The sequence below is a fragment of the Lawsonibacter hominis genome, from assembly GCF_014287895.1.
Classification (GTDB): Bacteria; Bacillota; Clostridia; order Oscillospirales; family Oscillospiraceae; genus Lawsonibacter_A; species Lawsonibacter_A hominis.
This window is the reverse complement of the sequence record NZ_JACOPP010000033.1, coordinates 1-23,803: the sequence shown is the minus strand read 5'-3', so window position 1 is coordinate 23,803 and position 23,803 is coordinate 1. Positions and strand designations below refer to the sequence as shown.

Annotated in this window: 23 protein-coding genes, 1 CRISPR repeat array and 2 riboswitches; of the genes, 2 read left to right on the top strand and 21 right to left on the bottom strand. The window is 59.7% G+C overall.

All coding sequences use genetic code 11. The features are described from left to right. Nucleotides 1–71 precede the first annotated feature (71 nt). On the bottom strand, nt 72–254 hold the full coding sequence (locus tag H8S57_RS17135) for a hypothetical protein (RefSeq protein WP_207723823.1): 183 nt from the start codon (nt 252–254) through the stop codon (nt 72–74). Between H8S57_RS17135 and H8S57_RS15025 the strand changes: the two genes are divergently transcribed. Further along, entirely contained in the window at nt 241–717 is a 477-nt protein-coding gene (locus tag H8S57_RS15025; RefSeq protein WP_186908820.1) for a MarR family winged helix-turn-helix transcriptional regulator, read from the top strand. The genes H8S57_RS17135 and H8S57_RS15025 overlap by 14 nt on opposite strands. Before the next feature lie 25 nt (nt 718–742). After that, nucleotides 743–1,960 (top strand): MFS transporter, encoded by a 1,218-nt coding sequence (locus H8S57_RS15020; protein WP_243204850.1) that lies wholly within the window; start codon nt 743–745, stop codon nt 1,958–1,960. Nucleotides 1,961–2,063: 103 nt separating this feature from the next. Here H8S57_RS15020 and H8S57_RS15015 read toward each other — a convergent pair whose 3' ends face one another. The 20 genes from H8S57_RS15015 to H8S57_RS14920 all read right to left on the bottom strand — a co-directional run bounded on the left by H8S57_RS15015 (nt 2,064) and on the right by H8S57_RS14920 (nt 22,815). After that, nucleotides 2,064–2,534, bottom strand: coding sequence for an ABC transporter permease (locus H8S57_RS15015; protein ID WP_186908818.1), 471 nt, complete (start codon nt 2,532–2,534; stop codon nt 2,064–2,066). A gap of 64 nt (nt 2,535–2,598) precedes the next feature. Further along, nucleotides 2,599–3,285 (bottom strand): ABC transporter ATP-binding protein, encoded by a 687-nt coding sequence (locus H8S57_RS15010; RefSeq protein ID WP_369807636.1) that lies wholly within the window; start codon nt 3,283–3,285, stop codon nt 2,599–2,601. A gap of 2 nt (nt 3,286–3,287) precedes the next feature. Further along, nucleotides 3,288–3,947, bottom strand: a complete 660-nt coding sequence (gene tenA / locus H8S57_RS15005; protein WP_186908817.1) for a thiaminase II — start codon at nt 3,945–3,947, stop codon at nt 3,288–3,290. After that, complete coding sequence (locus H8S57_RS15000) at nt 3,944–4,582, bottom strand: HAD family hydrolase (RefSeq protein WP_186908816.1); 639 nt, start codon at nt 4,580–4,582, stop codon at nt 3,944–3,946. Before H8S57_RS15000 ends, tenA begins: the two co-directional genes overlap by 4 nt. Next, on the bottom strand, nt 4,575–5,234 hold the full coding sequence (gene thiE / locus H8S57_RS14995) for a thiamine phosphate synthase (RefSeq protein WP_186908815.1): 660 nt from the start codon (nt 5,232–5,234) through the stop codon (nt 4,575–4,577). Before thiE ends, H8S57_RS15000 begins: the two co-directional genes overlap by 8 nt. Next, entirely contained in the window at nt 5,215–6,051 is an 837-nt protein-coding gene (gene thiM / locus H8S57_RS14990) for a hydroxyethylthiazole kinase (RefSeq protein WP_186908814.1), read from the bottom strand. The genes thiE and thiM overlap by 20 nt, the downstream gene beginning before the upstream one ends. A gap of 13 nt (nt 6,052–6,064) precedes the next feature. Beyond that, nucleotides 6,065–6,604 carry an energy coupling factor transporter S component ThiW gene (gene thiW, locus H8S57_RS14985; protein ID WP_186908813.1) on the bottom strand — a complete coding sequence of 180 codons (540 nt, stop codon included), beginning with the start codon at nt 6,602–6,604 and terminating at the stop codon, nt 6,065–6,067. A gap of 17 nt (nt 6,605–6,621) precedes the next feature. Beyond that, nucleotides 6,622–6,918 carry a thiamine-binding protein gene (locus tag H8S57_RS14980; RefSeq protein ID WP_186908812.1) on the bottom strand — a complete coding sequence of 99 codons (297 nt, stop codon included), beginning with the start codon at nt 6,916–6,918 and terminating at the stop codon, nt 6,622–6,624. Then, nucleotides 6,915–7,715 (bottom strand): bifunctional hydroxymethylpyrimidine kinase/phosphomethylpyrimidine kinase, encoded by an 801-nt coding sequence (gene thiD, locus H8S57_RS14975; protein WP_186908811.1) that lies wholly within the window; start codon nt 7,713–7,715, stop codon nt 6,915–6,917. Before thiD ends, H8S57_RS14980 begins: the two co-directional genes overlap by 4 nt. A gap of 92 nt (nt 7,716–7,807) precedes the next feature. Beyond that, nucleotides 7,808–7,909: riboswitch (TPP riboswitch) on the bottom strand. A 979-nt stretch (nt 7,910–8,888) separates the two neighbouring features. Next, the gene (locus H8S57_RS14970; protein WP_186908810.1) at nt 8,889–10,139 is read right to left on the bottom strand and encodes a hypothetical protein; all 1,251 of its coding nucleotides are present in this window, start codon (nt 10,137–10,139) and stop codon (nt 8,889–8,891) included. Continuing rightward, nucleotides 10,136–10,681, bottom strand: coding sequence for an RNA polymerase sigma factor (locus tag H8S57_RS14965; protein WP_186908809.1), 546 nt, complete (start codon nt 10,679–10,681; stop codon nt 10,136–10,138). The genes H8S57_RS14970 and H8S57_RS14965 overlap by 4 nt, the downstream gene beginning before the upstream one ends. Before the next feature lie 109 nt (nt 10,682–10,790). Then, nucleotides 10,791–11,834: a CRISPR direct-repeat array (repeat unit 35 nt; unit sequence ATATTTCAATCCACGCTCCCCGTGCGGGGAGCGAC). A 184-nt stretch (nt 11,835–12,018) separates the two neighbouring features. Beyond that, on the bottom strand, nt 12,019–12,309 hold the full coding sequence (cas2, locus tag H8S57_RS14960; RefSeq protein WP_186908808.1) for a CRISPR-associated endonuclease Cas2: 291 nt from the start codon (nt 12,307–12,309) through the stop codon (nt 12,019–12,021). Between the two features lie 7 nt (nt 12,310–12,316). After that, nucleotides 12,317–13,348, bottom strand: a complete 1,032-nt coding sequence (gene cas1c, locus H8S57_RS14955; protein ID WP_186908807.1) for a type I-C CRISPR-associated endonuclease Cas1c — start codon at nt 13,346–13,348, stop codon at nt 12,317–12,319. Beyond that, nucleotides 13,345–14,007 (bottom strand): CRISPR-associated protein Cas4, encoded by a 663-nt coding sequence (gene cas4 / locus H8S57_RS14950; RefSeq protein WP_186908806.1) that lies wholly within the window; start codon nt 14,005–14,007, stop codon nt 13,345–13,347. The genes cas1c and cas4 overlap by 4 nt, the downstream gene beginning before the upstream one ends. Then, nucleotides 14,004–14,900, bottom strand: coding sequence for a type I-C CRISPR-associated protein Cas7/Csd2 (gene cas7c / locus H8S57_RS14945; protein WP_186908805.1), 897 nt, complete (start codon nt 14,898–14,900; stop codon nt 14,004–14,006). The genes cas4 and cas7c overlap by 4 nt, the downstream gene beginning before the upstream one ends. A gap of 1 nt (nt 14,901) precedes the next feature. Beyond that, nucleotides 14,902–16,662 (bottom strand): type I-C CRISPR-associated protein Cas8c/Csd1, encoded by a 1,761-nt coding sequence (gene cas8c, locus H8S57_RS14940; RefSeq protein ID WP_186908804.1) that lies wholly within the window; start codon nt 16,660–16,662, stop codon nt 14,902–14,904. Next, nucleotides 16,659–17,324, bottom strand: a complete 666-nt coding sequence (gene cas5c / locus H8S57_RS14935) for a type I-C CRISPR-associated protein Cas5c (protein WP_186908803.1) — start codon at nt 17,322–17,324, stop codon at nt 16,659–16,661. Before cas5c ends, cas8c begins: the two co-directional genes overlap by 4 nt. A 71-nt stretch (nt 17,325–17,395) precedes the next feature. After that, a complete protein-coding gene (cas3, locus tag H8S57_RS14930; protein WP_186908802.1) occupies nt 17,396–19,519 on the bottom strand; it encodes a CRISPR-associated helicase Cas3' in 2,124 nt (707 codons plus the stop codon). Between the two features lie 110 nt (nt 19,520–19,629). Continuing rightward, entirely contained in the window at nt 19,630–19,869 is a 240-nt protein-coding gene (locus H8S57_RS14925) for a hypothetical protein (RefSeq protein ID WP_186908801.1), read from the bottom strand. A 420-nt stretch (nt 19,870–20,289) separates the two neighbouring features. Beyond that, nucleotides 20,290–22,815 carry a cation-translocating P-type ATPase gene (locus H8S57_RS14920; RefSeq protein WP_186908800.1) on the bottom strand — a complete coding sequence of 842 codons (2,526 nt, stop codon included), beginning with the start codon at nt 22,813–22,815 and terminating at the stop codon, nt 20,290–20,292. 123 nt (nt 22,816–22,938) lie between these two features. After that, a riboswitch (NiCo riboswitch) is annotated at nt 22,939–23,036 on the bottom strand. Nucleotides 23,037–23,803: the final 767 nt, after the last annotated feature.

Genomic DNA, 23,803 nt, shown 5'->3' with positions numbered 1-23,803 from the left:
ACAAAAAGTACATGAATATGAAGCACCTGGAGGCTGCCGTTGAGGACGCCTCCATTGCTGGCTGACTTCATTCATTCCAGAGCCTGCAAACCAATTTGCGCAAAATCCTTGACACTACCTCGTTTGGAGGCGGCGCAGAAGGAAAGCCTGCCCGGGCCGTAAGCTTGCTGCTTGACAAACCAAAAAGATGTGGTATCATCTGATTTGGTTGATGCTACATCTTTTTGACGTGAGGCGGCAATGGATATTACCAAAAGAAAAATTACAAAAATTGCGCGGGAAGTCGGCAAATTTACAGTCCGTACCCTTCGGGAAGACGGGATCGGTACCGCGGAATTCGATGTGCTCCATGCGATCCGTAAGAATCCCGGCATTACACAGGCGGGCGTGTGCAGGATCGTCGGGATCGACAAAGGGGCCGTCGCAAGACAGACGGCCAATCTGGAGGCGAAGGGGTATCTGATCCGGAAAGAGAATCCCGGCGACGGACGGAGCCAGCTGCTGTTTGCCACAGAAAAAGCGGAAGGATTGAAACATTCCAAAGCGTATGTGGAGGCGCTGTTTTACGAGTGGCTGCTGCAGCCGCTGCCGGAGGCGGAAAAACAGGAATTTGCACGGCTTCTGGACAGACTGTACCGGCGGTGTAAAGCAGAGAGCAGGGCGGATTTTCCGGAAATGAATCAAAGAATGAAAGGGTGTCGGCCGGATGAAGCATAGCAAGAGTAAAAGACTCTCCCAGGCGATGCTGTTTATTCTTCTGTTCGGCATTGTCAGCCTGTTTTCGGATATGACCCACGAGGGGGCATCCAGCATCCGCGGCGCATATCTCTCCCTGCTCGGCGCTTCTGCGGGTACGATCGGATTTGTTTCCGGGCTTGGAGAACTGATAGGCTACTCCATGCGCTATGTATTCGGGAAACTGACGGATCGAACAAAGCAGTACTGGCCCATGACGATTGCGGGCTATCTCCTGGATGTGCTGGCGGTGCCTGCGCTTGCGCTGGTGGGAGAGCACGGATGGATCGGGGCCTGCGCGCTGCTGATCGTTCAGCGGATGGGCAAGGCCATCAAAAAGCCCGCAAAGGATACGATACTGTCCTTTGCCGCCGCACAGGAGGGCGTGGGCAAGAGCTTCGGCATTCAGGAGGTGCTCGACCAGATCGGCGCGTTTCTCGGGCCCGTGCTGCTGTATCTTGTCATGCTCTTCAAGACGGATGGAACTGTGTTTCAGATCTACTCCGCCTGCTTTGCGGTACTGGCGGTCCCCAGTGTGATCACGATCGTCCTGCTGCTGGTAACCAGATACCGATTCCCGAACCCGGAACGCTTTGAGCCGGAAAGCAAAGAGTATGTCCCGTTCAAAATGAAGAAGGAGTTCATCCTCTATATTGCCGGGATCAGTCTCTTTGCCTTTGGATTTATCGACTATTCCATTGTGATCATGCACATCTCCCGCACCTATACGGGACTGGCTGCCGGCCTTGCGCAGACCTCCGCGCTGGTAAGCGGCGGGACGCTGCCGCTGCTCTATGCCGGAGCGATGCTGGTAGACGCCGTGGCCGCCCTGTTCTTTGGATTCCTCTACGATAAAAAGGGCGTCAGGGCCCTTGTCTGGTCGACGATCCTTTCGGCGCCCTTTGCGATTTTCCTGTTTGCCGTCCCGTCGGTCCCCATGGTGCTTGTGGGGATCGCGCTCTGGGGCATAGGGATGGGGGCGCAGGAATCCATCCTAAAGGCCGCTGTAACGAATATGGTTCCCAAAGCCAGCCGCGCCACCGGCTACGGTATTTTCGAGTGCTCCTTCGGCGTGTTCTGGTTCCTGGGAAGCTGGCTTTTGGGTGTGCTGTATGATATCAGCATCCCGGCCATGATAGCGGTCTCTGTTGCCGCGCAGCTTGCCGCGATACCGCTGTATATCCGTTCGGCAAAGTGGAGCAGGGCGGCGGAAAGCGGAACTTGAAAGCAGACGCGCCGGAAGATACCAAACAGGAAGGCGGCCCAGGCCGCCTTCCTGTTTTCCGTGCTGCAGATGGGGGCGGGGACGCTTTCTGACGGCGGGGGCCTCATCCCGCCGCCAGATCGACGTAGAGGTCGTCCAGCGATGGTGCCTGGCTGACATACACCGTGATGGTGATGGGGAAAAAGGTGATGAGCACCGTCACCAGGACTTTGCTCCAGATCCCATAGCCGAACCATAATACAAACAGGGGCGCGATGGCGGTGGTGGGGATGGTTTGGGAAACCACGACCAGGGGATAGAGCACCCGCCGTACCAGACCGCTGGCATCCATGGCCACCGCCAGGGCCAGACCGAGCGCCAGGGAGAACGCCAGGCCGAGTGCGGTTACCGTCATGGTGGCGGGCAGGTGGACGGTAAAGAGGAGCACGCGCAGCTCCCACAGCTTTTGGATGATCTGGAGGGGCGACGGCAGGGTATAGGCCGCGTCCATCCCCGCAGCTGCGGCCTGCCACAGGAGCAGCAGTGCAAAGAGAAAGAGAAGGGCGGGCAGGTCGGCCTTACAGGGACCTTTCATACCTTCACCTGCTTTCGCAAAAGCGCCACGAGCCGCTCTTTCAGGTCCGCCAGCTCTGGAGCCTTCAGGCAGGAGCGCTCCCGGGGGAAGGGCGCGGGGACCGGAAGCTCCGCCAGCGTTTGGATGGGGGTGCGCTCCACCACCAGCACGCTGGAGGAGAGAAATAAAGCTTCCTCCACGTCGTGGGTGATGAATAGGATGGTCTTCCCATACCGTTGCCACTGATCCAGCAGCCACTCCTGCATGGAGATGCGGGTAAGGAAATCCGGGGCGGAAAAGGGCTCGTCCAGCAAAAGCAGGCGCTGCCGGTGAGCATGGCACGGGCGAAGGCCGCCCGCTGCCGCATGCCGCCGGAGAGCTCGTGGGGCATTTTGCCGGCACAGCCGGACAGGCCGACGCCGCACAGGGCTTCCTCTGCCTGAGCGCGCCGCTGGGCCCGGGACAGGCCGCCCGCCAGCTCCAGGGGAAGGGCTGCGTTTTCCCCCACGGTGCGCCAGGGCAGCAGCAGATCCTTTTGAGGCATGTAGCCGCAGTACCGCTTCCGGCCGCCGATGGGCGCGCTGTCCACCCGAATGGCGCCGGACTTGGGCTGGAGCAGGCCGTTGGTCAGGCGGAAGATGGTGCTTTTGCCGCAGCCGCTGACCCCGAGGATGCAATGAAAGGAGCCCGGCGCGATCCGAAAGGAGAGGCGGTCGATGATGTCGAAGTCCTCGGAAGGGTACTGATAGGAGACGGAATCAAGTTCCAGCATGGCTACGGCTCCCGTTTCCAGGCCATGTCCCAGAAGCCGAGCTCATACCGGCTGCACGAGACAAAGATCTCCTCCAGACGCTGATAGTCCGCCTCACTGCAGTCCTGGGCCAGCGTATCCATCAACGCCACCAGAGCGGCGTTGGTTTTCTGGTAATCCGCTCCGGCATAGCCCTGGACCCACTCGCCATAAAAGGGGTGCTCCGCCGCTCCCGGCAGATCGGCCAGCCGCTGGCCGATCTCGGCATAGCTCCAGGAACAGGCCAGAAGGGAGGCCACGATCTCCGCCGGGCCTCCGGCGGCGGCCACGGCCAGCATGTAGTGGGTGTAGGACAGGTTGGCCAGGGCGGGCTGCACGGCGAAGACCTGTGCCTCCGGGATGCCGAGGCGGGCCATGTAGGCCCGGTGCAGCCGCATTTCGCCGCCCAGGATGGCGTCCAAATTGACGGAGAAGATGCGCATCAGCTCCGGGTCCCGGGCCTTGATCACTCCGTAGGCAAAGACCCGTGCGTAATCGAAAAGGTACCGGTAGTCCTGCAGCAGAAACCACCGGAACTGCTCCAGCGGCAGGGTGCCGTCGCCGATGCCCCGGACAAAGGGATGGGCATGGCAGGCCTCCCACACGGGGCGGGCGGCCTGGTACAGACGCTGTGTTACCGTCATACGGCGCTCCTCCAATCCAAAAGAGTCTCGTCGGCCAGGGCGGAGAGCGCAGGCCAGTCTGAGGCGTAAGCGGGCTCTGAAACAGCCACGGTGTAAAAGCCCGCGTCCCGGGCGGTTCGGGCGGCGTAGAGGGCGTCTTCAAAGACGGCGGTCTCCGCCGGCTGCGCGCCCAGCCGGCGGGCCGCCGACAGGTACACGTCCGGATGCTCCTTGCTCACGCCCAGCGTTTCGCAGCTCAGAATAAAGTCAAACAGTCCGTCCACCCCCAGCCGGGAGAGGCAGGCGCGGGACAGCGGCTCGGCGGTGGCCGTGGCCACGCACAGGCGGCACCCGCGGCCCCTCAGCCGCTCCAGATATTCTTTTGCTCCGGGCTTCAGGTCCACATCCTTCCGGTAGCGGACGTCCATGATGGCCTCCATCTCGTCCACGATGCGCTGGGGCGGGCCGGGAATGCCGAAGGCGTCCATAAAGCAGGCGGCCCCCTCCAGCATGGTCATGGACTCCATCGCCCGCAGCAGCGCCTCCTTCGGGCGGATGCCGCGGGCCCACAGATAGTCCCGGCCCAGACGTTTCCAATAGCGCATGGAGTCCACCAGGGTGCCGTCCATGTCAAAAATACAAAAGCGCTTATCCATGGCGTCCCACCAGTTCCTCGGCCAGCGTCCGCAGGCGGGCGGCCGCAGCCCCCACGTCGCGCTGGGCGAAGAGTGCGGACACCACCGCCACGCCGTCCACGCCGCTGCCCTTCAGGGCCGGGAGATTGTCGGCGTTGATCCCGCCGATGGCTACCACCGGGATGGTTACGGCGTCGCAGATCGCGCGCAGCCGGGCAAGCGTCAGGCTCCCGGCGTCCGCTTTGGTGGTAGTGGAGAACACCGCTCCCGCGCCGATGTAATCCGCCCCGGCCTGCTCGGCGGCTACGGCGGCGTCTACCGTGTTGGCGGAAATGCCCAGGATCTTGTCCGGGCCGATGAGGGAGCGCACCGGCTTGCCCGCCAGATCGGACTGCCCCATGTGAACTCCGTCGGCGCCGCATTCCAGCGCCACTTCAATGGAGTCGTTGACCACGAAGGGGACGTGGTACCGGGCGGCCTGAGCCTGCAGGCGCTTGGCTTCCGCCAGAAAAGCATCCCGCTCCAGGGCCTTCTCCCGGATCTGGAGGAAGGTGGCGCCGTTGGCAAGCACACGCTTCACATCCTCGGTAAGGGGGCGTCCGTTCAGCCAGGTGCGGTCGGTGACCGCGTACAGCAGCAGGGAGGCGCGGATCTCATCCTTGGTAAACTTCATAGCGGACTCCTTCTCTCAATTGGGTTTCGGTGAGGCGGAACACCCCGTCGATCAAATGCGTGCGGAAGCTGGCGTTGCCGGCGCCGCTGCGCAGGCGGTGCGCCTCGGCCAGCTCCCCCGCCACCCCGAGGGCGGCCGCGGCTGCGGCTGCGGCCGCAAAGGGATGTTCCGGCGATGCTCCGCAGAAAGCGCCGGTCAGGGCGGCGAGCATGCACCCGCTGCCGGTGATGCGGGCCATGGTGGGTACGCCGTTATGGAGCAGCAGGGTCCTGTGCCCGTCGGAGACGATGTCGGTAGCGCCGGAGAGGGCGATCACCGCCCCGGTGCGCCGGGCCAGGCGTTCGGTCAGCTCTGCCGCTTGGGGCAGCGTTTGTTGGGTAACGGCGTCCCCGGCGGATACGTCCACCCCGCTGCCGCCCCGCTGCCCCAGGGCCAGGGAGCGGATCTCGGAAGCATTGCCGCGGATGACGGCAAAGCCAAGCTCCGCCAGCAGGCGGCGGCAGGCCTGCCGCCGCAGCGTGGTGGCTCCGGCGGCCACCGGGTCCAGTACCACGGGGATTCCAAGGGCGTTGGCCGTTTTCCCGGCCAGGAGCATGGCCTCCAGCTCCCCGACGGCTCCCAGGTTGAGCACCAGAGCCTGGGCCCCCGCGACCGATTCTTCCACCTCGCGGAGGTCGTGGGCCATGGTGGGAGATCCGCCGGCGGCCAGGATCATGTTGGCGCAGTCGTTGACGGTGACAAAGTTGGTAATGCACTGTACCAGGGGCGCGGCGCTCCGCACCGCCCGGAGCCGGGCGGCAAATTCGGCTGGCTGCATAGGTCCCTCCCCCTTAACGGTTGAGTTGATTCAGCATCCGGTTCAGAGCGCCGGAGTGCCTGAGAAGGAGAAGGACGGCGCAGCCCATCCCGCCGCCCACGGCAGCGGAGGGAACATAGAAGGGGATGTAGTAGAAGGGAGAGTGAGGGGGGAGACCGTAGAATAGCCGCATCAGTGGGTAAACGGCTATGGCGCTGAGGATGCCGGTGCCGAATACCTCGCCGGCATACGCCAGCCAGAGCTTGCGCGTTTTCTGATACAGCAGGGCGGAGAGAAACGCACCGAACACGGCGCCCACCAGAGCCTGGATGGTCCGCCCCGTGAGCACCATCCGCAGCAGCCCGGTCAGGGCGGCGGCGGCCAGCCCGTACCAGGGGCCCAGGAACACGGCCCCCAGAAGGTTGCAGAAATGCTGGAAGGGCGCCATAGCGGGAAAATAGACGAAGGTGGAGAGCACGAAGCTCAGCACGGCCAGCATGGTGGTAAGCGCCATTTTTCGTACTGAGACGCCGCCGGCCCGGGTCATGGCGGACGCAGAATGAATCGGTTGCATCGGAATTTCCTCCTCCCTTACAGGGTTTGATAGCGGCCCGTCTTATCCGCAATGGTCCAGACGCCGTCGGGCTTGTAGCTGATCTTTACGTAGCTCATCACGCTGGGGGAGCCTGCCCGCACACAGATGCGGCAGCATTCCTTTACAAGATCCAGAAGCTGGTCCAGCTCACCCTCCAGCGTGGTCTCAAAAGGGCCTACCGCATAGTGCAGGCCGGTGGAGGCCAGGTAGGAAATGACCTCGTCCACGATGCGGCGGGTCTCCTCCTGCTCCAGGACCTTGGGAAGGACCTGGATGGCGACGCTCGCATTCATTGCACGGCGCCCCCTTCCAAAATGGCATAATTGTGTTTCAGCGGACCGCTGCCGCCGCCCAGGTCCAGCCCGGCCTCCAGGGCGGCGGTGATGTAGGCCTTGGCCATTCCGACCGCCTCGGGCAGGGCGTGGCCCAGGGCCAGGAAAGAGGCGATGGCGGAGGACAGCGTGCAGCCCGAACCGTGATTGTTGGGGTTGTCTACCCGGCACGCCCGGAACCAGCGGGCCGTGCCGCCGTGCCAGAGCAGATCGTCCGCATCGGCCGTCCGGTGACCGCCTTTTACCAGCACGGCGCCGGGGAGAACCGTTCCGACGGCCTCGGCGGCCCGGAGCATATCCGCCTCATCCCCGATGGGGAAACCGCATAGCCGTTCCGCCTCCGGAAGGTTGGGGGTGATGACTTCTGCCAGGGGGAAGAGCTCTTCCATCAGGGCGGAAAGCGCGCTCTCCCGCATCAGGCTGCTGCCGCTGGTGGCCGCCATCACCGGATCGACTACGATGTGCGCGGCCTGGTACTCCCGCAGCTTAGCCCCAATGGTGCGGATGATGTCCGCGTTGGATACCATGCCGATCTTTACCGCATCGGGGCGAATGTCCCGAAAGACGCAGTCCAGCTGCTGCCCTACGAATGCGGGAGCGGCTTCCAGCACGCCGTAGACCCCGGTCGTGTTTTGAGCCGTAAGCGCGGTGACGGCGCTCATGCCGTACACCCCCAGACAGGTCATGGTCTTCAGATCGGCCTGGATACCTGCCCCACCGCTGGAGTCACTGCCGGCGATGGTCAATACTGTTTTCATTTCGATACCTCCCAAAGAAAAAACTCGGAACGCCCGTCCAGGAGCGCTCCGAGTAATAGACTTTGACGGCTGGGGCCGCAAAGGGCCCAAGCCGTATGTTACTCACTGCGTCCCTACGTTGGCATTATCCACATCAGGTAAGGTCGGGATGTTTCCCCTCTCAGCCCTTCTTCAGAGCTCCCTTGCAGGCAACCATATTGACTTGTCGCAGAAGAAACCGCAGTGCGGCTCATTCTGCAACCATTACTATAACACAGGAATGAACGAAAGTAAAGATGAAACCGAAGGAGGAATGTTTCGCTCGCCCCAAAGGCCGGAAGAAATGCGTATAGAACGTTTTTTGTTTTTCGATAGCGCGTCAAGAAGGCGGAGGATGAGTACAAGGCGGCATGCCCAAACGGGTTATCCGTCCGATGATCTGTTGAATGGCTGCAGCAGGGAGGCATGGCGCCCTGGCGCCGGGGATTATTTTGTACGGCGCTCCCCCCCTGGGGGGGAGCGCCGTATTGGCAGTGTGCAGGCCGCCCTATGCTTTGGACCAACTTCAAATATACTGCGCGGCGTTGTGCCCAAAGTTTGATTTCGTCCATGGTAATAAAGGCATACCTGGTATCACAAATAGTGACAGACGCGACCGTGCTCAGATCAAATGCTTTTTTCGGTATAAACTGATATTTGGAATCGTCATCGTTTGATGACCGGCCGCCGGCGTAAACGCTTGGGATTTGGCCGATTACTTCCGATGTTCCATCTTAAGGCAACACCGCACAATTCCCCACGCACGTCTTGGCGGCCAATTTGCCCCACAAATGCGTTGCAAAACCTTGCAATACAAAAAGTATTCCTGCGGTTTCGCGCCTTTTTGCGGCACAAATTTTCGCGCCGATCCGCACGCGTTGAAGCATGCGGTAATGCCTTAATAATTTAGCCTCGCCCCACGCAGAGTTTCGTCCACGCTCGCCCACCCGTTCTTGGAAAACAGGGATCTTGTAATGATGGCACGAGACTCAGGCAACGCCTCGATATCTTCCGGACCGGCGATTTGATCAACTGCTTGATCCGCGTTCGATATGGTTGCCCACTCCGCGATACCCGGACGCTCAAGTTCTAACCTCAATCTATCCTGCACAGATTGAACTGTTCAGCTTGGCGTTCAGTAGGCCTGTTTACTTCTCAAGAATCAATTTCTTCCATCATTGTGGGGAAAAAATACTTAGTACCGTCAATGGTAATAGACTCTACCGCGCTCAAATCAAATGCCTGCTTTGGTGTAAATTGGTATCTTTGTTTGCCCTCATATACGGCATCCGGAGTTCTGCCGCTAGGCTGCAACCAAATGCCCGCTAAGTTACGTGGGATTTCGTCAATCACATCGGATGTTCCGTCTTTGTAATTTACCGATGCTCCCTGCAACGCCTCATTTACGCTAACGGTCCAATTGTTACGGAACAGACCTCGTATAAAATTTCCTTTTATATCTTCCATCCCAGGAGCCAACGGCATTTCTGGATCTACCTGAATTTTGACTTGTTCTGCGTTAGATTCTGTTGTCCATTGTGATAGACCCGGTGTTTCAAGAGCCAACTCAATATATCCGGCGCAAATTGCAATTTGAGTGATTTTGCCTTCCGATACGTAGTCAGGAACATCGGGCATCTCAGGGCGCAGGCCCCACACAGCTTCGAAATGGGCTTTCGTATTTTCGATGGGTATATCCACCGGGATGCTGATCATCTGACTTGCTGTAACGGGGATCACGATGGGACCATAGCGCTCTTCCGGTTTCAGATTATGGGTCAGTTCAAGCGTTAGTTCAACCTGCTCGATCTGCCTCAATTCCTCGCCGTACACAAATACTTTGACCAGTGCCGTTTGTGTTTCCGGATCATAGCTGGTTTGCTCCGTGTGGAAGGTACAACCTACCGTGCTCATTCCGCTCAAATCCCACTCGTATTCTGGAGAGGCGTTCTCGGCAAGGATCGCTGCAATTTGTTCCGGAACTGGCGAAATTGCTATATATGCATAAAGCCGTTCTTCCGCGCACATGGTGGACATCAGCGTCACTTGGACATCCTTCAGTTCTTCCGCTGTTTTTTCAACATCGTTATATTCCGTCCATTCCGGGATAGGAGTTTCAGCAGAGATACCCATATCCATTCTGGCTGCGTCGCGCAGGGAAAATACAATTGCGAATGCCGTTATACAGCAGAGCAATGCGATTATGGCAGCGATCAGCAGACAGCGGGAAAGAAGCTTGCGGATGCGGCCTTGGCCTCCTTGTTCCAGCATTGTTGCCGTGTTTTTTTGATTGATCCGGCTCAGGGTCAACTCCTTGATCCGCGAAGAGGAGAGCAGGGAGGTGCCATTTAGATCCACGCTTTCATCGATATAGGCGTCCAGCAAATCGGAAATATTGCGTTTCATAAGGTTGCTCCCTCCTTCGTCAGTATTTCTTTTAGTTTCATTCGGCCTCGTCTCAGCTTAGTTTTTATTGTTGATTCGTTTAGGGCCATGCTGAGAGAAATTTCTTTTATTGATTGAGCGTAATAGTAATGGCGGAGGAACACTTCCCGGTCTTCGCCTGCCAAGGAGTTTACTGCTTGGCGGACCAGCCTTCGCTCTTCTGCGCGCTCCATATCCTCAGAAGGATGGTCCGAACTTGGTATGTCCAAAACATTGTCCTCCAACGGGAGCGTCTGTCCGGTCTGACGCAGTTTATCTTTGGCCTTATGTCTGGCTACCGCCCCGAGCCAGCCTTTCACATGACCAGGTCTTAAGTCGAATGACTGATTCCAGGCGGCCAGAAAAACGTCGGAAACGACTTCCTCCGCATCTTCTGGGGACATAGCGTCTCGAAGGATATTCCACACGATGACAGATACATAAGGCACGTAAATATCCATGAGAGCCTCTAGCCCAGAAGGATCTCGGACTTTTATCTTTTGTAATATTGTTGCTTCTCTCATAAATGACGCCCAACCTCCTCGAAAGCTGCTTTCACTAATAATATCGCAGCTGAATTACCGAAGGTTTCATCCATGATTTTACAGCCGGCGCCGGCAGACCGTATCGCACGTATTTCGATCCGCACTCCCCGTGCGGGGAGCGACTCGGTTTGCCAAAATGCTTGGAGTGTTCCAAAGTATTTCAATCCATGCTCCCCGTGCGGGGAGCGACGAATTCCGCGAGTTCTGGATCAATCTCTGGGAGAATTTCAATCCATGCTCCCCGTGCGGGGAGCGACGCCAGATTTCCGAGCGCCTGGGTTCCGTGCTGGCATTTCAATCCATGCTCCCCGTGCGGGGAGCGACGGGGCTTAGGCCCCCGCCCTAACTTATAGGAGGATTTCAATCCATGCTCCCCGTGCGGGGAGCGACAGGAGGGTATGGTCATTGTTGGCCACCCCCTGGACATTTCAATCCATGCTCCCCGTGCGGGGAGCGACAGTTACGGTGCCACCGGGTGACGTGGCGAGGTAAATTTCAATCCATGCTCCCCGTGCGGGGAGCGACAATGGGCGCGAGAATCAATCCGCGAGATGCTGAAATTTCAATCCATGCTCCCCGTGCGGGGAGCGACTGAAGGAGGGCAAGTAATATGGCGCAGTACAACGAATTTCAATCCATGCTCCCCGTGCGGGGAGCGACTCAATGTTTTCAAAATTCTTGTCCCATTCAACGGAATTTCAATCCATGCTCCCCGTGCGGGGAGCGACCCATGGCCTCCAATCCTCTACGGCAACGGATAATATTTCAATCCACGCTCCCCGTGCGGGGAGCGACGGCATCTGCACGCCATTACTAGCATTATAAGCCATATTTCAATCCACGCTCCCCGTGCGGGGAGCGACTGGCTACTGGCATTGGTGCTTTGCAGAGTATTGCATTTCAATCCACGCTCCCCGTGCGGGGAGCGACCGGGTTCGTCCACCTGCTGGAAGTAGGTAAGAATATTTCAATCCACGCTCCCCGTGCGGGGAGCGACCAGAATCGGAGTACGGGTCTATTACAGCCCGGATATTTCAATCCACGCTCCCCGTGCGGGGAGCGACATGATTCCGCATATTTCATCACGTTGACCTACAATATTTCAATCCACGCTCCCCGTGCGGGGAGCGACGGCAAAATCAGACAAAATACGGGTTGTATTTTGGCAAAATAGCCGAAGTTTCAGATAGGCAGCAACAAAGGTTCGGTATGTATGAGGTAAAACACGAGAGATTGGAGCGTTTACAAGGACATTTCGAGAAATTTCGTGGTGCGAACGGGCGAAGAATATTCTGATTGCTGTCCCTTCGCACCGGTCAAATCAAGAGCGGTTCCTCCGGAAGGTAGGTGGTTTTACATCCAAAGTGCTCGATTTTCTTTGCGTAGTGATTGCCCAGATAGTAAAAGCGCAGACTGTCCCGCTTGGGGTCCATGATAGCACATAGCTTAGCCTGAAGGCTTTTACACTGGGCGGCGTCCAGCAGGCATTCGAAGACAGAGCATTGTACCCTCTGCCCATAGTTGACGCACTGCCGGGCAATTTGCCGGAGACGCCGGCGGCCGGCCGCATCCTCGGTATTTACATCATAGGTAATCAGTACCAGCATAGACGCCTCACTTCCACAAAAACGGCGGATACGCATCCAGATCCTCCCGGAGCGTGCGCGCCAAAAGAAGCGCCTGGATGTACGGAACCATTCCCCAGGATAACTGTTCACCCAGATAGGGGTGGGTCAGGCTCTCCCGCTTTCGTTCCTGCCAATGCTTCAGAACGCTGCGCCGGGCGGACGCAGACAGCAGGACCGCTCCATTTTCGCGATACGTGAAATCTGCCCTTTTTACGATGCGGTTGTTGATCAGCGTCAGCACGAAGCGATCAGCCATACAGGGGCGAAGCTCTTCCATCAGATCCAATGCCAGGGAGCTTCTTCCCGGGCGGTCCCGGTGAAGAAACCCCACATAGGCGTCCAGCCCCACGCTTTCCAAAGCCGCCGCACAATCGTGGGCAAGCAGGCTGTACGAAAAGGAGAGCATGGCGTTGACGGGATCGAGCGGCGGACGGCGGCTGCGGCCCGGAAAGGAGAACACGGGTTTTTCTCCTAAAATCATCTCGTCCAAAACGCTGAAATAGGCCGTGGCCCCAGTCCCTTCCAGCCCGCGCAGGGCATCCAGAGAGGTTTCTTCCGCCACCAGGGGCAGCAGCGCTTTGATCCGTGCCGAAGCCTGCTCCAGCCGGGCTCCATCGATCCGAAGTCCATGGTCCCGGCGGGTACGTTCCACGCTCCACCGGGCGTTATACAGCTTGCCGAAAATCATGGAGCGCGCCATACGGCAGCTTTGCGCAGGATCGTCCGCCGTTCGGTACTGGGTGCGGCGCAGCAGTACGTTTCCATTGCTTTCCCCGCAGACCCGCGCAAGGAACCGGCCCCTGGGCGTACAAAAAGCAAGGGAGACGCCGCGCTGGGCACAGGCGCCCATCAAAGCCGGTGAAGCGCCCGGATAGGCAAAGGATATAATGCCGGAAAGCGTATGCAGCGGATAGCGCGCCGCGGCCTGCTTTTCCCGGCTGGCCACCACATTTTCCCCGTCCAGAGACAGGTAAATGTCTTCCGAAGTCACAAAAAGGGTATTGAGCAGCTGCTTCATGGCGTATCCTCCATGGCCCGGGCAAGGTAGTCCGCCACCGTGCTCCGCCGCCGCAGGATCGGGAGGCAGAGTTCCTTCAAGGAACAGGCGCTGCAGGATTTGGCGGGCCTTACCTTGGGCGTGTGTCCTCTGCGGTAGAGCTGATGCATCTCCTCCAAAGCGGCGGAGACCGCCTGGCGCAGGCCTCCGGTAAAGAGCACCGGCGTCCGCCTCCGGGGGTCTCCATAGTAAAGCGCACCCTCTGGGATGACGCAGCAGAGCATCTCCTCCAGGCACATGGCCTGGGCGCAGAGCTGCAGGCGGTCGGCGTCGTGCGCTTTGGGCGCGCCCCGTTTATACTCGATGGGGTAGGGCAGCCAAAGACCGTCTTCGCCCCGGAGGGGCACGCCGTCCGGAGCGCCGTGAAATTCCACCACGTCGCACTGCCCTGTGATCCCAAGCCGATGCGAGATCACAGGGAGCCCGCGCAGGATCAGCGTGTCTCCCCGGCGTTCCCGCTGGGCTTCGTCGTGGGCGCGCTGGTGGAAGAGGGCTCCCTCCACCGTGCGCAGATTTTCCTGCCACTGGTGTTCCACGTGGATCAGGGCCCACTGACGGCGGCAGAAGGCAAAGTGCTGCAGGCCGGAGAGCTGGAGGAGATCCTCTTCCGTATCGGTCACCCCATGCGCGTGACCGTGACGCCGGCCGGCAGGCCGGCCTCGTCCACCGTGACGGTATAGTCGGCGTAGGAGCGGGCGGGGGCGGGATCATCGGCCTGCTTCCGGTCGACGTGTACGGTCTCAAACAGCTTCCAGGCGGGGGCACAGCCCAGTTCGCTGTCGTGCTTGAATACGATGAGCTCCCGCACCGCCATCTTCCCACGGGCGGCGGAGCGGTCGTACTCGAACATATTCAGAATGGCCTGCCACAGCAGCTCCAGATCCTCCTCAGAAAAGCCGGTAGTCTTGCGGGCCAGGTTGGCGGAAATATAGCCCTCGCAGCGATAGAGACCGTAGGGGACGATGTACTTGCGGCCCATCTCCGTGCCCTTTTTCTCCGCGTCCGCCTCGGTGGTAATGGCCACGCGGGTGATCGTGACCTCCTGGGGCACCACCGGCTCCACGCTCCGGGCGAAGCCCAGCTGCACCGGGCCGCGCACCTGGCCGCAGTTCAGGGCGGCCTTCACAAAGGTGGTCATCACCGCGCCGAAGGTGCGGATGTCGTAGAAATTTTGGCACATCCAGTCACGGACCTTGGCATCCAGCTCCGGGTCGGCCTTCTTTTTCTCCTTCACGGTCTTTTCCGTTACGTCCAGGGCGGCATAGGCCTCGGCGTCGCTGCGGTTCAGCGGCACGCCGTCCTTGACGTAGATGCGCCAGCCGGTACGGTCCTCCTTGACGGTCTCCACATAGTTGCGGATCTTCCGCTTCAGGCACACGTCGGTGACCAGGCCCAGGCCGGTCTCCGGGTCCACCCGGGGCATATTGCCGGCGTCCGGGTCGCCGTTGGGGTTGCCGTTTTCCACGTCGAACAGGACCACGAATTCATAGCGGTTCTTAATGGGCTCAGACATTTTATTTCTCCTCCTTTTTTTCATAGCGGGCCTGGGTCTGGTGGTAGTAGCCCAGCTGGAACGCCCCCTGCTGGGGCAGGGTCAGCCGGGCGGGGTACTCCTCCCCAAGCTTGTCCGTAATGCCCTGCAATTTTTTTTCATAAGAGACACGCCAGCCTGCCTCCAGCTTTTTCAGGTGTTTCTGGGCCAGGTTGACGAGGGTGGGGAACACCACGGCGGGGGTGGCGGAGGCGGAATTGAAATATTTGTCCTTGATGGTGGAATTGATGCCGGGGTTGGCTTTCTGCTGGATCTCCTCCAGCACGGAGAACAGCCGGCCCAGGGTATAGGGGATGCTTGTGCTGGCTTCGTTGAGGGACACGGTCAAAACCTCCTTTGGTACGTTTTTGTTCGGATTTTTGGAGTAGTAGGCCTTCAGAATTGCCGCCCGCTCCCAGGTGATTTTAAATGGCCGCTCCGGGTGCTCCTTGTCGCGCTGTTCTGCACGGATGCGTAAGGTCACGCCGTTGAGCAGCGTGGCGGGGTAGGGCGTGTTGTTCAGCACGGCCCGGAGCATTTCACCCGCCAGCTCCGGTGAGGCGTCCTTGTTCCTGGAGTTCTGGTTCACCGTGGCGTCCAGCAGGGATTTCAGCGACGGGACCTCGAATTTTGCATAGGCAGGGCGGACGATCCTCAGCCGCTCCCGGTGGGCCTGAATATTCTGCAGGAAGCCCCCGAAGGAGTTGCGCAGGAAGAAGCGCACGGAGAGGCGCGCGGCGTTGGGAGACAGGCCCAGGACATAGAAGTCCATGTCCGGGTCCAGCATGGCCTCGTCGTATTCCGCTTTATGGCCCTTGCAGAGTTCCGCGATAACGTTCCGCAGGTCGCTCTCCTCATAGGTGTCGCTGAATAAACTGCCGAAGGTGCTCTGGTAGGCAGCCTCACCGCTTTTTGCCCAGAAAACCACCGTGGCGTCGCCCATGCGATAGACGTGCTCCCGGTCGGAGAGCAGGTAATTCAGCGCGGTGGTGTAGGCGAAGGCGGCGGCCTTGCTGGTGGGGGCGTTCCGGTTCTGCTCCCGTCCGTAGGAGCAGAAGGCCGGCGCGTTGAAGGACACCAGGGCCGCGCCGCTGGACTGCGCCCCCTGCACGCCCTTGACGGAGGGGTGGGTGTTCTCCACCGGCCCCTTCTCGCCGGTCACCAGGCACACCATCTCTGTCCCGCCGTCATCTCCGGAGCCGCCGTAGTGCCGCTCCCAGGCCCTGCGGATGGCGGGATCGTCGTGGACAAAGCCGCCGTCATAACGGAAGATCAGGTTGGCGCCGGATAGGATGTCCTCCCAATACTCCGCCAGGGCGGGGTGCTCCGGGGCGGCTTCCGGCTGCCAGCTTTGGAAAAACGCCAGCACCGCGCGGGCGGCGGGGGTGTCCACATCCGAAAGGACTTTTTCGTGGAGGGCCTTGCAGGCCGCAAAGCACTCCAGTGCCCGCTGGGGCCTGCCCTTGCCGTCCACGCCTAACATATAACTGGAATTGTCACAGAGGAAGTTGGACACAACACCCACGGTTCGTTTCTCTGGGGCGGGCAGGGACATGATCTGCGGAGCCGGGACGGTTTTTTTCCCGCGCTGCTGCTCTATCTGGATGGACGCCACACGCTCCAGCGTACCGCCTTCCCCAAGATACAGGGTATAGGACACTTTCACCGGCCCCCAGCCGGGGGCGGCTGCTTTTCCCTGTTTTTGCAGAACCTCATAATACTCCGTCAACGCCTGTAAGATCATCCCCGTACCTCCTCGCTGTCCCAGGGGGGCACGTCCAGCGCCCCGTCCCGGAGGACTGCCCGGAAAAAGCGGGGCGTGATGTTCTCCGGGTCGGAGTAGTCCAGGTCGTACAGCATCCAGCCCAGGTCCCGCGCCCCCTTCAGTTCCTCCGGACAGGGGGGAAGGGCCTGGCAGAGCTTGAACTGGGCGGGGAACTCCCGGCAGCCGAAGCAGGGCTGGTGATAAAACTGCCCCTTTTGAACGCGGCGCTTGGCGATGTCCTGGAATTTGCCGCAGTTGTCGCCGGGGGCCATTTTCTCCGGGACCAGGTCAAAGTGGGCCTCGATAACGTAGCGCACGTCCCGCAGCAGCAGGGCGGCCCGCTGCTGGATATCGCCGCTGGCACAGAGGTACAGCTCCCCCTTCCCCCGCTCCATCACCGTGCGGGCCGTGCGGGCGCTGACGGTGGATTTGACTTCGTTGCGCCGCAGATTGGAAAAGCGGATGGGAGCCCGGACGTGAATGCGGTCGATCTTCCATTTGAGCCCCGGGTGCCAGTATATTGCTTCCATCAGTCCCCGGGCCGCCGACGGGGTCATCACGTCGTAGCTGACCCGCTCTACCTTCATCTCCGGCCTTGTAAACAGGGCGTAATCGCCCCAGACTTCCAAACGGATGGACATAGGCGCTCAACTCCTTCCTGTATGGTTGAAATTGCAAAAATTAAAATTTGTTTCACAGGCCGAACGCGGGGTCACAGAATCCATGCTTTGCCTTCCTCTGCCTCCAGCGACAGCCCGGTGTGTCCGTCATAGAGCGTTGGATTAGAGAGAACGGCGGAGCCGTCCTCCAGAAGTTCCAGATCACCCGCCTGCTCCAGCGCCTGGAAGTGATTTTCATAGACGGACACCCCGTACCGCCCCAGCCTGCGGAACAGAGAGCGGTTCCGCTCCCCGGCGCGCAGACGCTCCACCAGCTCCGCTCCCGCTCCCGCCGGGATATAGACGGTACGGGTGGGGCTGTCGATGAGGTGGAATTTCTCCGCCGTTTTGCGGAAGGGGAACGGTTCCGACCGGATCAGCGGCAAAATGCCGCTGCTATCCTGCGCGTGCTGCCCCTTCAGCTCCAGCAATTCATGAAAATAGTCGTGGACGGCCTCCCGGGAGGAAAGATCCGCCTGACGAGCCATGACCATCCGCCCCACCTCAATGGCGGTGGCAAACAGCTTCGGCGGCTTGCCCTCCCCCTGGAAGACGGTGACGGCGCTCTCCCCGGCGGGGCGTTTGCCCTCACGATTGCACCGCCCGGCGGCCTGGAGGACGGAGTCCAGCCCCGCCTCCTCCCGGTAAACCGCCGGGAAGTCCACATCCACCCCCGCTTCGATCAGGGAGGTGGACACCACCCGGCAGGCAAGCCCGTCCCTCAGCCGCTGCCGGATCTCCTCCAGCTGGGCCTGCCGGTGGGCGGGGTACATCAGGGTGGACAGATGGAAGCATCCGTCTCCCTCCAGCCGGTCGAACACCTCCTTGGCGCTCTTCCGGGCGTTGACCACGCAAAGCGCCTGCCTGTGTCCGTTCAGCCGCTGTGCCAGCGCGTCCCAGGTCAGGCGTCCTGCCCGCTGAAACCTCACCCGGCGAAAGACGTCCTGATCGCAGACCTCGGCGGGGCACAGTTCCACCGGCGGCCGGCCGGGCAGAAACGCCCGGAAGACGGGGTCCAGCGCCGGCTGGGTGGCGGTGCACAGGACGGCGGAAACACGATAATGCTCCACCAGCTGCGCAATGGCGTGGACGCAGGGACGCAGATAGGGGAGGGGCAGCATTTGAGCCTCGTCGAATACCACCGCGCTGCCCGCGATGTTGTGGAGCTTGCGGCACTGGGACGGACGGCTGGCGTACAGGGACTCGAAAAACTGCACCGCTGTGGTCACCACCACCGGCCGGTCCCAGTTTTCCGTGGCCTGGATCAGACGGATGGTCTTCGGATCGGCTTCGGTCTCCAGATCGTATTGCACGTTGGAGTGGTGCTCCAGCACGTTTTCCTCCCCTAAAATGTCCCGGAACGTTTTGGCGGTCTGTTCGATGATGGAGGTGTACGGGACCACATAAATGACCCGCCGCAGGCCCTTCGTCCTGGCGTGGGCCAGGGCGAAGGCCAGGGACGCCACCGTCTTGCCGCCCCCGGTGGGCACCGTGAGGGTGAACAGCCCCGGCTCCCGCTGTTCCCCCTGGGCCATGCACCGCTCCAGAATGGCGCACCGCTGCCGGTTCAGCTCTCCCTTGGGCGGGAACCAGCCCGCGATGTAGCGCCGGAGCTTGTCCCACAGCGCGTCCATGGATGCGCCGCAGTCCTGCGCCCGGGGCTGTCCGGCCATAAAGGCCTCCGTGTCCAGAAAGTCCGCGTCCACCAGACAGGAGTACAGCATCCGGGTGAAGAACATCCCTGCCGCCGGGTCCCGCAGGGAAAAGGCGGGGAGCGGCGGGGCGGGCAGTGCCACCTCGCCGGACCAGCTATTGTATGGCTCCAGTTTCCGCTTCATGCGGCCAAACAGGGTGGGCGCCTCTTCGCGGTCCGTTTTCCCGCCGCCGTCCGGCAGGCCGCCGTGGTGCCCGGCCACGGCGAAGGCGGCGAAGGGCTGCTTGCACTTCCAGCACTCCACGGCCCCGGCAGTGGAATGGTCGACTTTTGGCCCGCCCTGCAGCCGGCGTTGGAAAGCGGCGGAGTATTTACCGAGGTCGTGGGCCAGCCCGGCCAGCTCCGCCTGCCCCTCCGCGCCGAAAGGCCGGGCAAACTGGGCCGCCAGCACGGCGGTCCCCTCCAGATGGGCCTGAACGGTCTGTTCGCGGCCATCCGCGGCGATGTGGGCAAGATACTGCATGATTTCTGTGTCCTCCCCTCTGGGCCAGGTCTTGCTTGCTGATCCGAGACAGGAACGGCGGCGCGGGAATTTTCGCATGGCAGGCGGTTTTGCAGATCTTCGGACAGAGTTCAAAAAACTGCGCCGCTCTGGCGGAAAAGACCGATGACCGGCGGGCCGTCTCTTTTCAATCCTGGCCTGGCCTTCAGAATAAACCTTGAAGCTCTGCGAAACGGACGTTTCGATTCTGCCGGAACATAAGTGCCACAGACGGGGCGATTGTGCGGGATGGCCTGCAGATAAGCGTTCGATTTCAGTCCCTCACGCGGCGTGCGGATCAAATAAAAGCCGTGCAGAGTGGTTCTCTGCACGGCGCGGCTTTCGGCATGGGTGCAAACCTGCCGTTGTCTAATTATACCGGATTTTGCCGGGCAGAGCAAGGGTAATATTGTCGTATCTGCACATATCCTGTTCCGGCGTGCGGGAACGCACCCTGAGTTGAGCGTGCGCCGCTCCAGGGCTGCAGCACGGAATAAGGCAATGTGCTTCTGAGGAGGGAGCTTCCTGTTTTTTAGCGGCCTGAACCGAATACAGCCATTCCTGGGCTTTGTATCGTTTCCATCAGGGATCTGCCGGCGGAAGGTCCCCCGCGGTGCTGTGGCGCATAGGGCCGCCAGAGCCAAACGCTGGGGATCGTGGACCGGAGCGCAGCCGGGCAGGTCCCGTTCTCTGCTTCCGTGAAGAAGGTCGGGACCACCCGTAAAACGGGTGGTCCCGACCTGTTCGTCCCATCAACTTTTGAATTTTCGTTTTTTTGCAAGCTTCACAAGCTCATACCACAGCACCGACGCGGCGGCAAGGCCGACCGCTGTGAACAGCTGTGTGACGGTGAGGGGGGCAAACTTCAGATAGGCTGAGACCGGCGTGTACAAAATCACGGCCAGCAGCGCAATTGTGCCCAGGTTGACCGCCCACATCACGCGGTCTTTGATGAGCCGCTGGGCAGAGCGGTACGCAAAGTCGTGGTTGGAGCTGTTGACCTGCACCAAAAACAGGTTTGCCAGCATGATGATGGAAAGACCCATGGCGCGGGCCGCCGGCGCGTTGACGGGATCGCCGGAGAGCGTCAAAAAGTAAGCGCCAAAGGATGCGGCAAACACAAAAATACCTTGCAGTACGCTCTTGCCCAGCAGTCTGCCGGTCAGCAGCTGTTCCTTCGGGTCACGGGGCGCACGATCCATAATATCCTCTTCCGCGGGCTGGCGCTCCAGTACAATGGAGCAGGTCGGGTCGATAAGCACCTCCAGCAGCACCACATGCAGCGGCAGAAGCAGCAGCGCGGCGGGCGCAATACCCAGAAACGGCGCCAGCAAGGATGCAAATGCAATGGGGATATGGATGGTGAATACATAGCCCACCGCCTTGCGGATGTTGTCGTAGATGCGCCGCCCGTCACGGACTGTCTCCACAATGGTGGTGAAGTTGTCGTCCATCAGAATCAGGTCGGCGGCCTCGCGGGAAACCTCGCTGCCGCGCTTGCCCATGGCAATACCGATGTCGGCGTATTTCAGTGCCGGCGCGTCATTCACACCGTCGCCGGTCATGGCCACGATCGCGCCGTTTTCCTGAAAGGCCTTGACGATGCGCATCTTGTGTTCGGGAATGACCCGGGAGAAGATGGAGACGGTCTTGACCGCTTCCCGCAGTTCCGCATCAGACATGCGCTCCAGCGCCTCGCCGGTAATGATATTCTCGCTGCCGGGAATTCCGATTTTTTTGGCAATGGCGGAAGCGGTCATCCCATTATCCCCGGTGATCATAACCACGCGGATGCCCGCGCGGCTGCAGACGGCAATATCGGCCTTGACGCTTGCGCGGGGAGGATCGGCAAGCCCCACCAGCCCCAGCAGCGTCAAGCGGCAGTCGGTGATGGAAGCGGGGATGGCGGATTCGTTTTCCGGATGGGCGCTCGCAATGGCGATGACCCGCAGTCCCTGCGCGGAAAGCGTTCTGATCTCTGCTTCCGCGGCATTCCGTTGCGCGTCCGTCAGTTCGCAGATCATCAGGATGCGCTCCGGACTGCCCTTGGCGGCAATGACCAGCTCGCCGTCCCTGCGCCAGACGTGTCCCATCATTTTCAGTTCATTGGTAAAGGCGTATTCCCGTACAAGCGCATTGGCAAACAAGCGCTCCTTGGAAATGCCATGCGCTTGACAACAGCGGAGCATGGCCTTTTCCATGGGGTCGTAAGCGTCGGTTTCGCAGCCGAGCCCCATCGTCTCGATAAGCGCCTGCTCGGTACCAGTTGCCACCCAAGTTTCCTGTACGGTCATTTGGTTCATGGTGATGGTACCGGTCTTATCTACGCAGAGCACAGAAACAGCACCCAGCGTCTCCACGCTGGGCAGCTTGCGCACCAGCGAGTTTTTCTTGGCCAGCCGCCACGCCCCCATGGAGAGAAATACCGTAAGAATGACCGGAAACTCTTCCGGAATCATGGCCATGGCAAGCGTCACACCGGAAAGAATGCTTTCAATCAGACGATCGGCAAACGGATGGTCGGGAATATTGAACCATGTGAATACGGCCACCAGGGCAAACAGCGCACCTGCTATGATGGCGCAGGTTTTCACCAGCTTGCCGGTTTGTTTTTGCAGCGGCGTATCCTCCTGCGGCGCGGCGGCGACGCCGAGCCCGATTTTTCCGTATTCGGTCTGCGCACCGATTTGACCCACCTGAACCGTGGCGGTGCCCTGTGTGACGAGGGTGCCGGCATAGCAGCAATCACGGCGCCAGTAATCCTTTGCGGGTTCGGTGCTTTCCGTAGGGATTTTCCAGACCCCCTCTGCTTCGCCGGTAAGGGAGGATTCATCCACACACAGATCGGCACAGCGCAGCACTACGCCGTCCGCCGGAATCTTGACGCCCTCGCAGATCATCATCAGATCGCCCGGCACCAGATCGGCACTTGCGATCTGCTGTTCTTTGCCGTCCCGCATGACGGTGATGTGCGGTGCGGACAAATCCTTCAGCGCATGGAGTGTCTTGTCGGTTTTCCACTCCTGAATCACATCAATGCTGATGATGCCTGCCACAAAAATAAGCATAATCGCACCGTCTCTCGGCTCTCCGAGAATGAAATAAATAATTGCAGCGGCAATGAGCAGCAAAAACATAGGCTCACAGATAATGTGGAATACTTTTTTGAGAAAGCGTTCCTTCTTCTGCGGCGACAGTTCGTTTTTGCCGTATTTGTCCTGCAATCGCTTTGCTTCGGCAGAGGTTAGCCCTGCCTGATTCGGTTGGGTGGCTGTCATAAAAGAATCCTCCGTTTCCCGTTGCCGTCTGGCATTACGGTGTCATGATTTCTCCTATGGCACTCCATTTGAGGTCGGCTGTTCCATAGATGGGTATAAAAACAGCACACCCATGGAACATACAACTGTCCCACAGATGTGCATAAGCTGCAATCTGCTGCCGCCGGCAAAGCGGCCCGGCCCCACGCCCTTACGGGCATCGCCTGCTCAGTTTGTACTGGTGATCTCGCATTCTGGCAGAGCCGGAATGTAATGCAGTGCAAAGAGATTACTATCTATTATATGAGAGAGATTACGGATTGTCAACGAAAGATATCGGGGCGTTCGCAGGGAGAAAAGTAACGCTTCCCCCCTGCCGATTGTACCAGCAGGCGCCGGGCGCGGCGGCACACACTTTTCTCACATATAGCGAATAACGGCTTTTCTGAACGAGAAGGCCCGACGCCCCAGAGCAGGGCGCCGCGTCAAGATAGAGAAAGCCCCCGAAAACGTAGTGCTTTCGGGGGCTTGTGGCGGAGCGGGTGGGATTCGAACCCACGGACGGTTGCCCGTCAACTGATTTCGAGTCATTTCCCCCTTGTGATTTTTGGTGGAAATTAAGCGAAGATGGAAGTACACAACGGAAGCCCAAAAGCTGCGGTATACTGCGGATTTTGGCTTCCGTTTTTCGTTTTTATTTGAACCCACAGGGCTTTCCGAGTTCTTCCCATTTTTGCCCCGAATTATGACCGGAGGATAGAACAAGGATAGAACTGGACGCCAGATTGGGGGTATTCACACCCATACCATTTCACGAAAACGCAAATCACCATTTTGATTAGACAACTTGATCTTATTTGAACCCACTTCAAAATCCAATATTTTACACGCCAGTGAAGTACCTCACCTACCAATGACAGATGAACAAGAAAGTGAGTGCTGCACATGGATTTGACTAAGTATTACCCCGACATCGTCGCAAAGTATCCCGCCTATGTAACCAAACGGG

Excerpts from the sequence above, each read along its gene's own strand:
- cas5c (WP_186908803.1), bottom strand. The coding sequence starts at position 17,324 with ATGTCCATCCGTTTGGAAGTCTGGGGCGATTACGCCCTGTTTACAAGG.
- H8S57_RS15020 (WP_243204850.1), top strand. The coding sequence starts at position 743 with ATGCTGTTTATTCTTCTGTTCGGCATTGTCAGCCTGTTTTCGGATATG.
- cas8c (WP_186908804.1), bottom strand. The coding sequence starts at position 16,662 with ATGATCTTACAGGCGTTGACGGAGTATTATGAGGTTCTGCAAAAACAG.
- H8S57_RS15025 (WP_186908820.1), top strand. The coding sequence starts at position 241 with ATGGATATTACCAAAAGAAAAATTACAAAAATTGCGCGGGAAGTCGGC.
- cas2 (WP_186908808.1), bottom strand. The coding sequence starts at position 12,309 with ATGCTGGTACTGATTACCTATGATGTAAATACCGAGGATGCGGCCGGC.
- H8S57_RS15015 (WP_186908818.1), bottom strand. The coding sequence starts at position 2,534 with ATGAAAGGTCCCTGTAAGGCCGACCTGCCCGCCCTTCTCTTTCTCTTT.
- H8S57_RS14970 (WP_186908810.1), bottom strand. The coding sequence starts at position 10,139 with ATGAAACGCAATATTTCCGATTTGCTGGACGCCTATATCGATGAAAGC.
- H8S57_RS14965 (WP_186908809.1), bottom strand. The coding sequence starts at position 10,681 with ATGAGAGAAGCAACAATATTACAAAAGATAAAAGTCCGAGATCCTTCT.
- H8S57_RS15010 (WP_369807636.1), bottom strand. The coding sequence starts at position 3,285 with ATGCTGGAACTTGATTCCGTCTCCTATCAGTACCCTTCCGAGGACTTC.
- cas1c (WP_186908807.1), bottom strand. The coding sequence starts at position 13,348 with ATGAAGCAGCTGCTCAATACCCTTTTTGTGACTTCGGAAGACATTTAC.
- tenA (WP_186908817.1), bottom strand. The coding sequence starts at position 3,947 with ATGACGGTAACACAGCGTCTGTACCAGGCCGCCCGCCCCGTGTGGGAG.
- thiM (WP_186908814.1), bottom strand. The coding sequence starts at position 6,051 with ATGCAGCCAGCCGAATTTGCCGCCCGGCTCCGGGCGGTGCGGAGCGCC.
- cas3 (WP_186908802.1), bottom strand. The coding sequence starts at position 19,519 with ATGCAGTATCTTGCCCACATCGCCGCGGATGGCCGCGAACAGACCGTT.
- cas7c (WP_186908805.1), bottom strand. The coding sequence starts at position 14,900 with ATGTCTGAGCCCATTAAGAACCGCTATGAATTCGTGGTCCTGTTCGAC.
- thiW (WP_186908813.1), bottom strand. The coding sequence starts at position 6,604 with ATGCAACCGATTCATTCTGCGTCCGCCATGACCCGGGCCGGCGGCGTC.
- H8S57_RS14980 (WP_186908812.1), bottom strand. The coding sequence starts at position 6,918 with ATGAATGCGAGCGTCGCCATCCAGGTCCTTCCCAAGGTCCTGGAGCAG.
- H8S57_RS14920 (WP_186908800.1), bottom strand. The coding sequence starts at position 22,815 with ATGACAGCCACCCAACCGAATCAGGCAGGGCTAACCTCTGCCGAAGCA.
- thiD (WP_186908811.1), bottom strand. The coding sequence starts at position 7,715 with ATGAAAACAGTATTGACCATCGCCGGCAGTGACTCCAGCGGTGGGGCA.
- thiE (WP_186908815.1), bottom strand. The coding sequence starts at position 5,234 with ATGAAGTTTACCAAGGATGAGATCCGCGCCTCCCTGCTGCTGTACGCG.
- H8S57_RS15000 (WP_186908816.1), bottom strand. The coding sequence starts at position 4,582 with ATGGATAAGCGCTTTTGTATTTTTGACATGGACGGCACCCTGGTGGAC.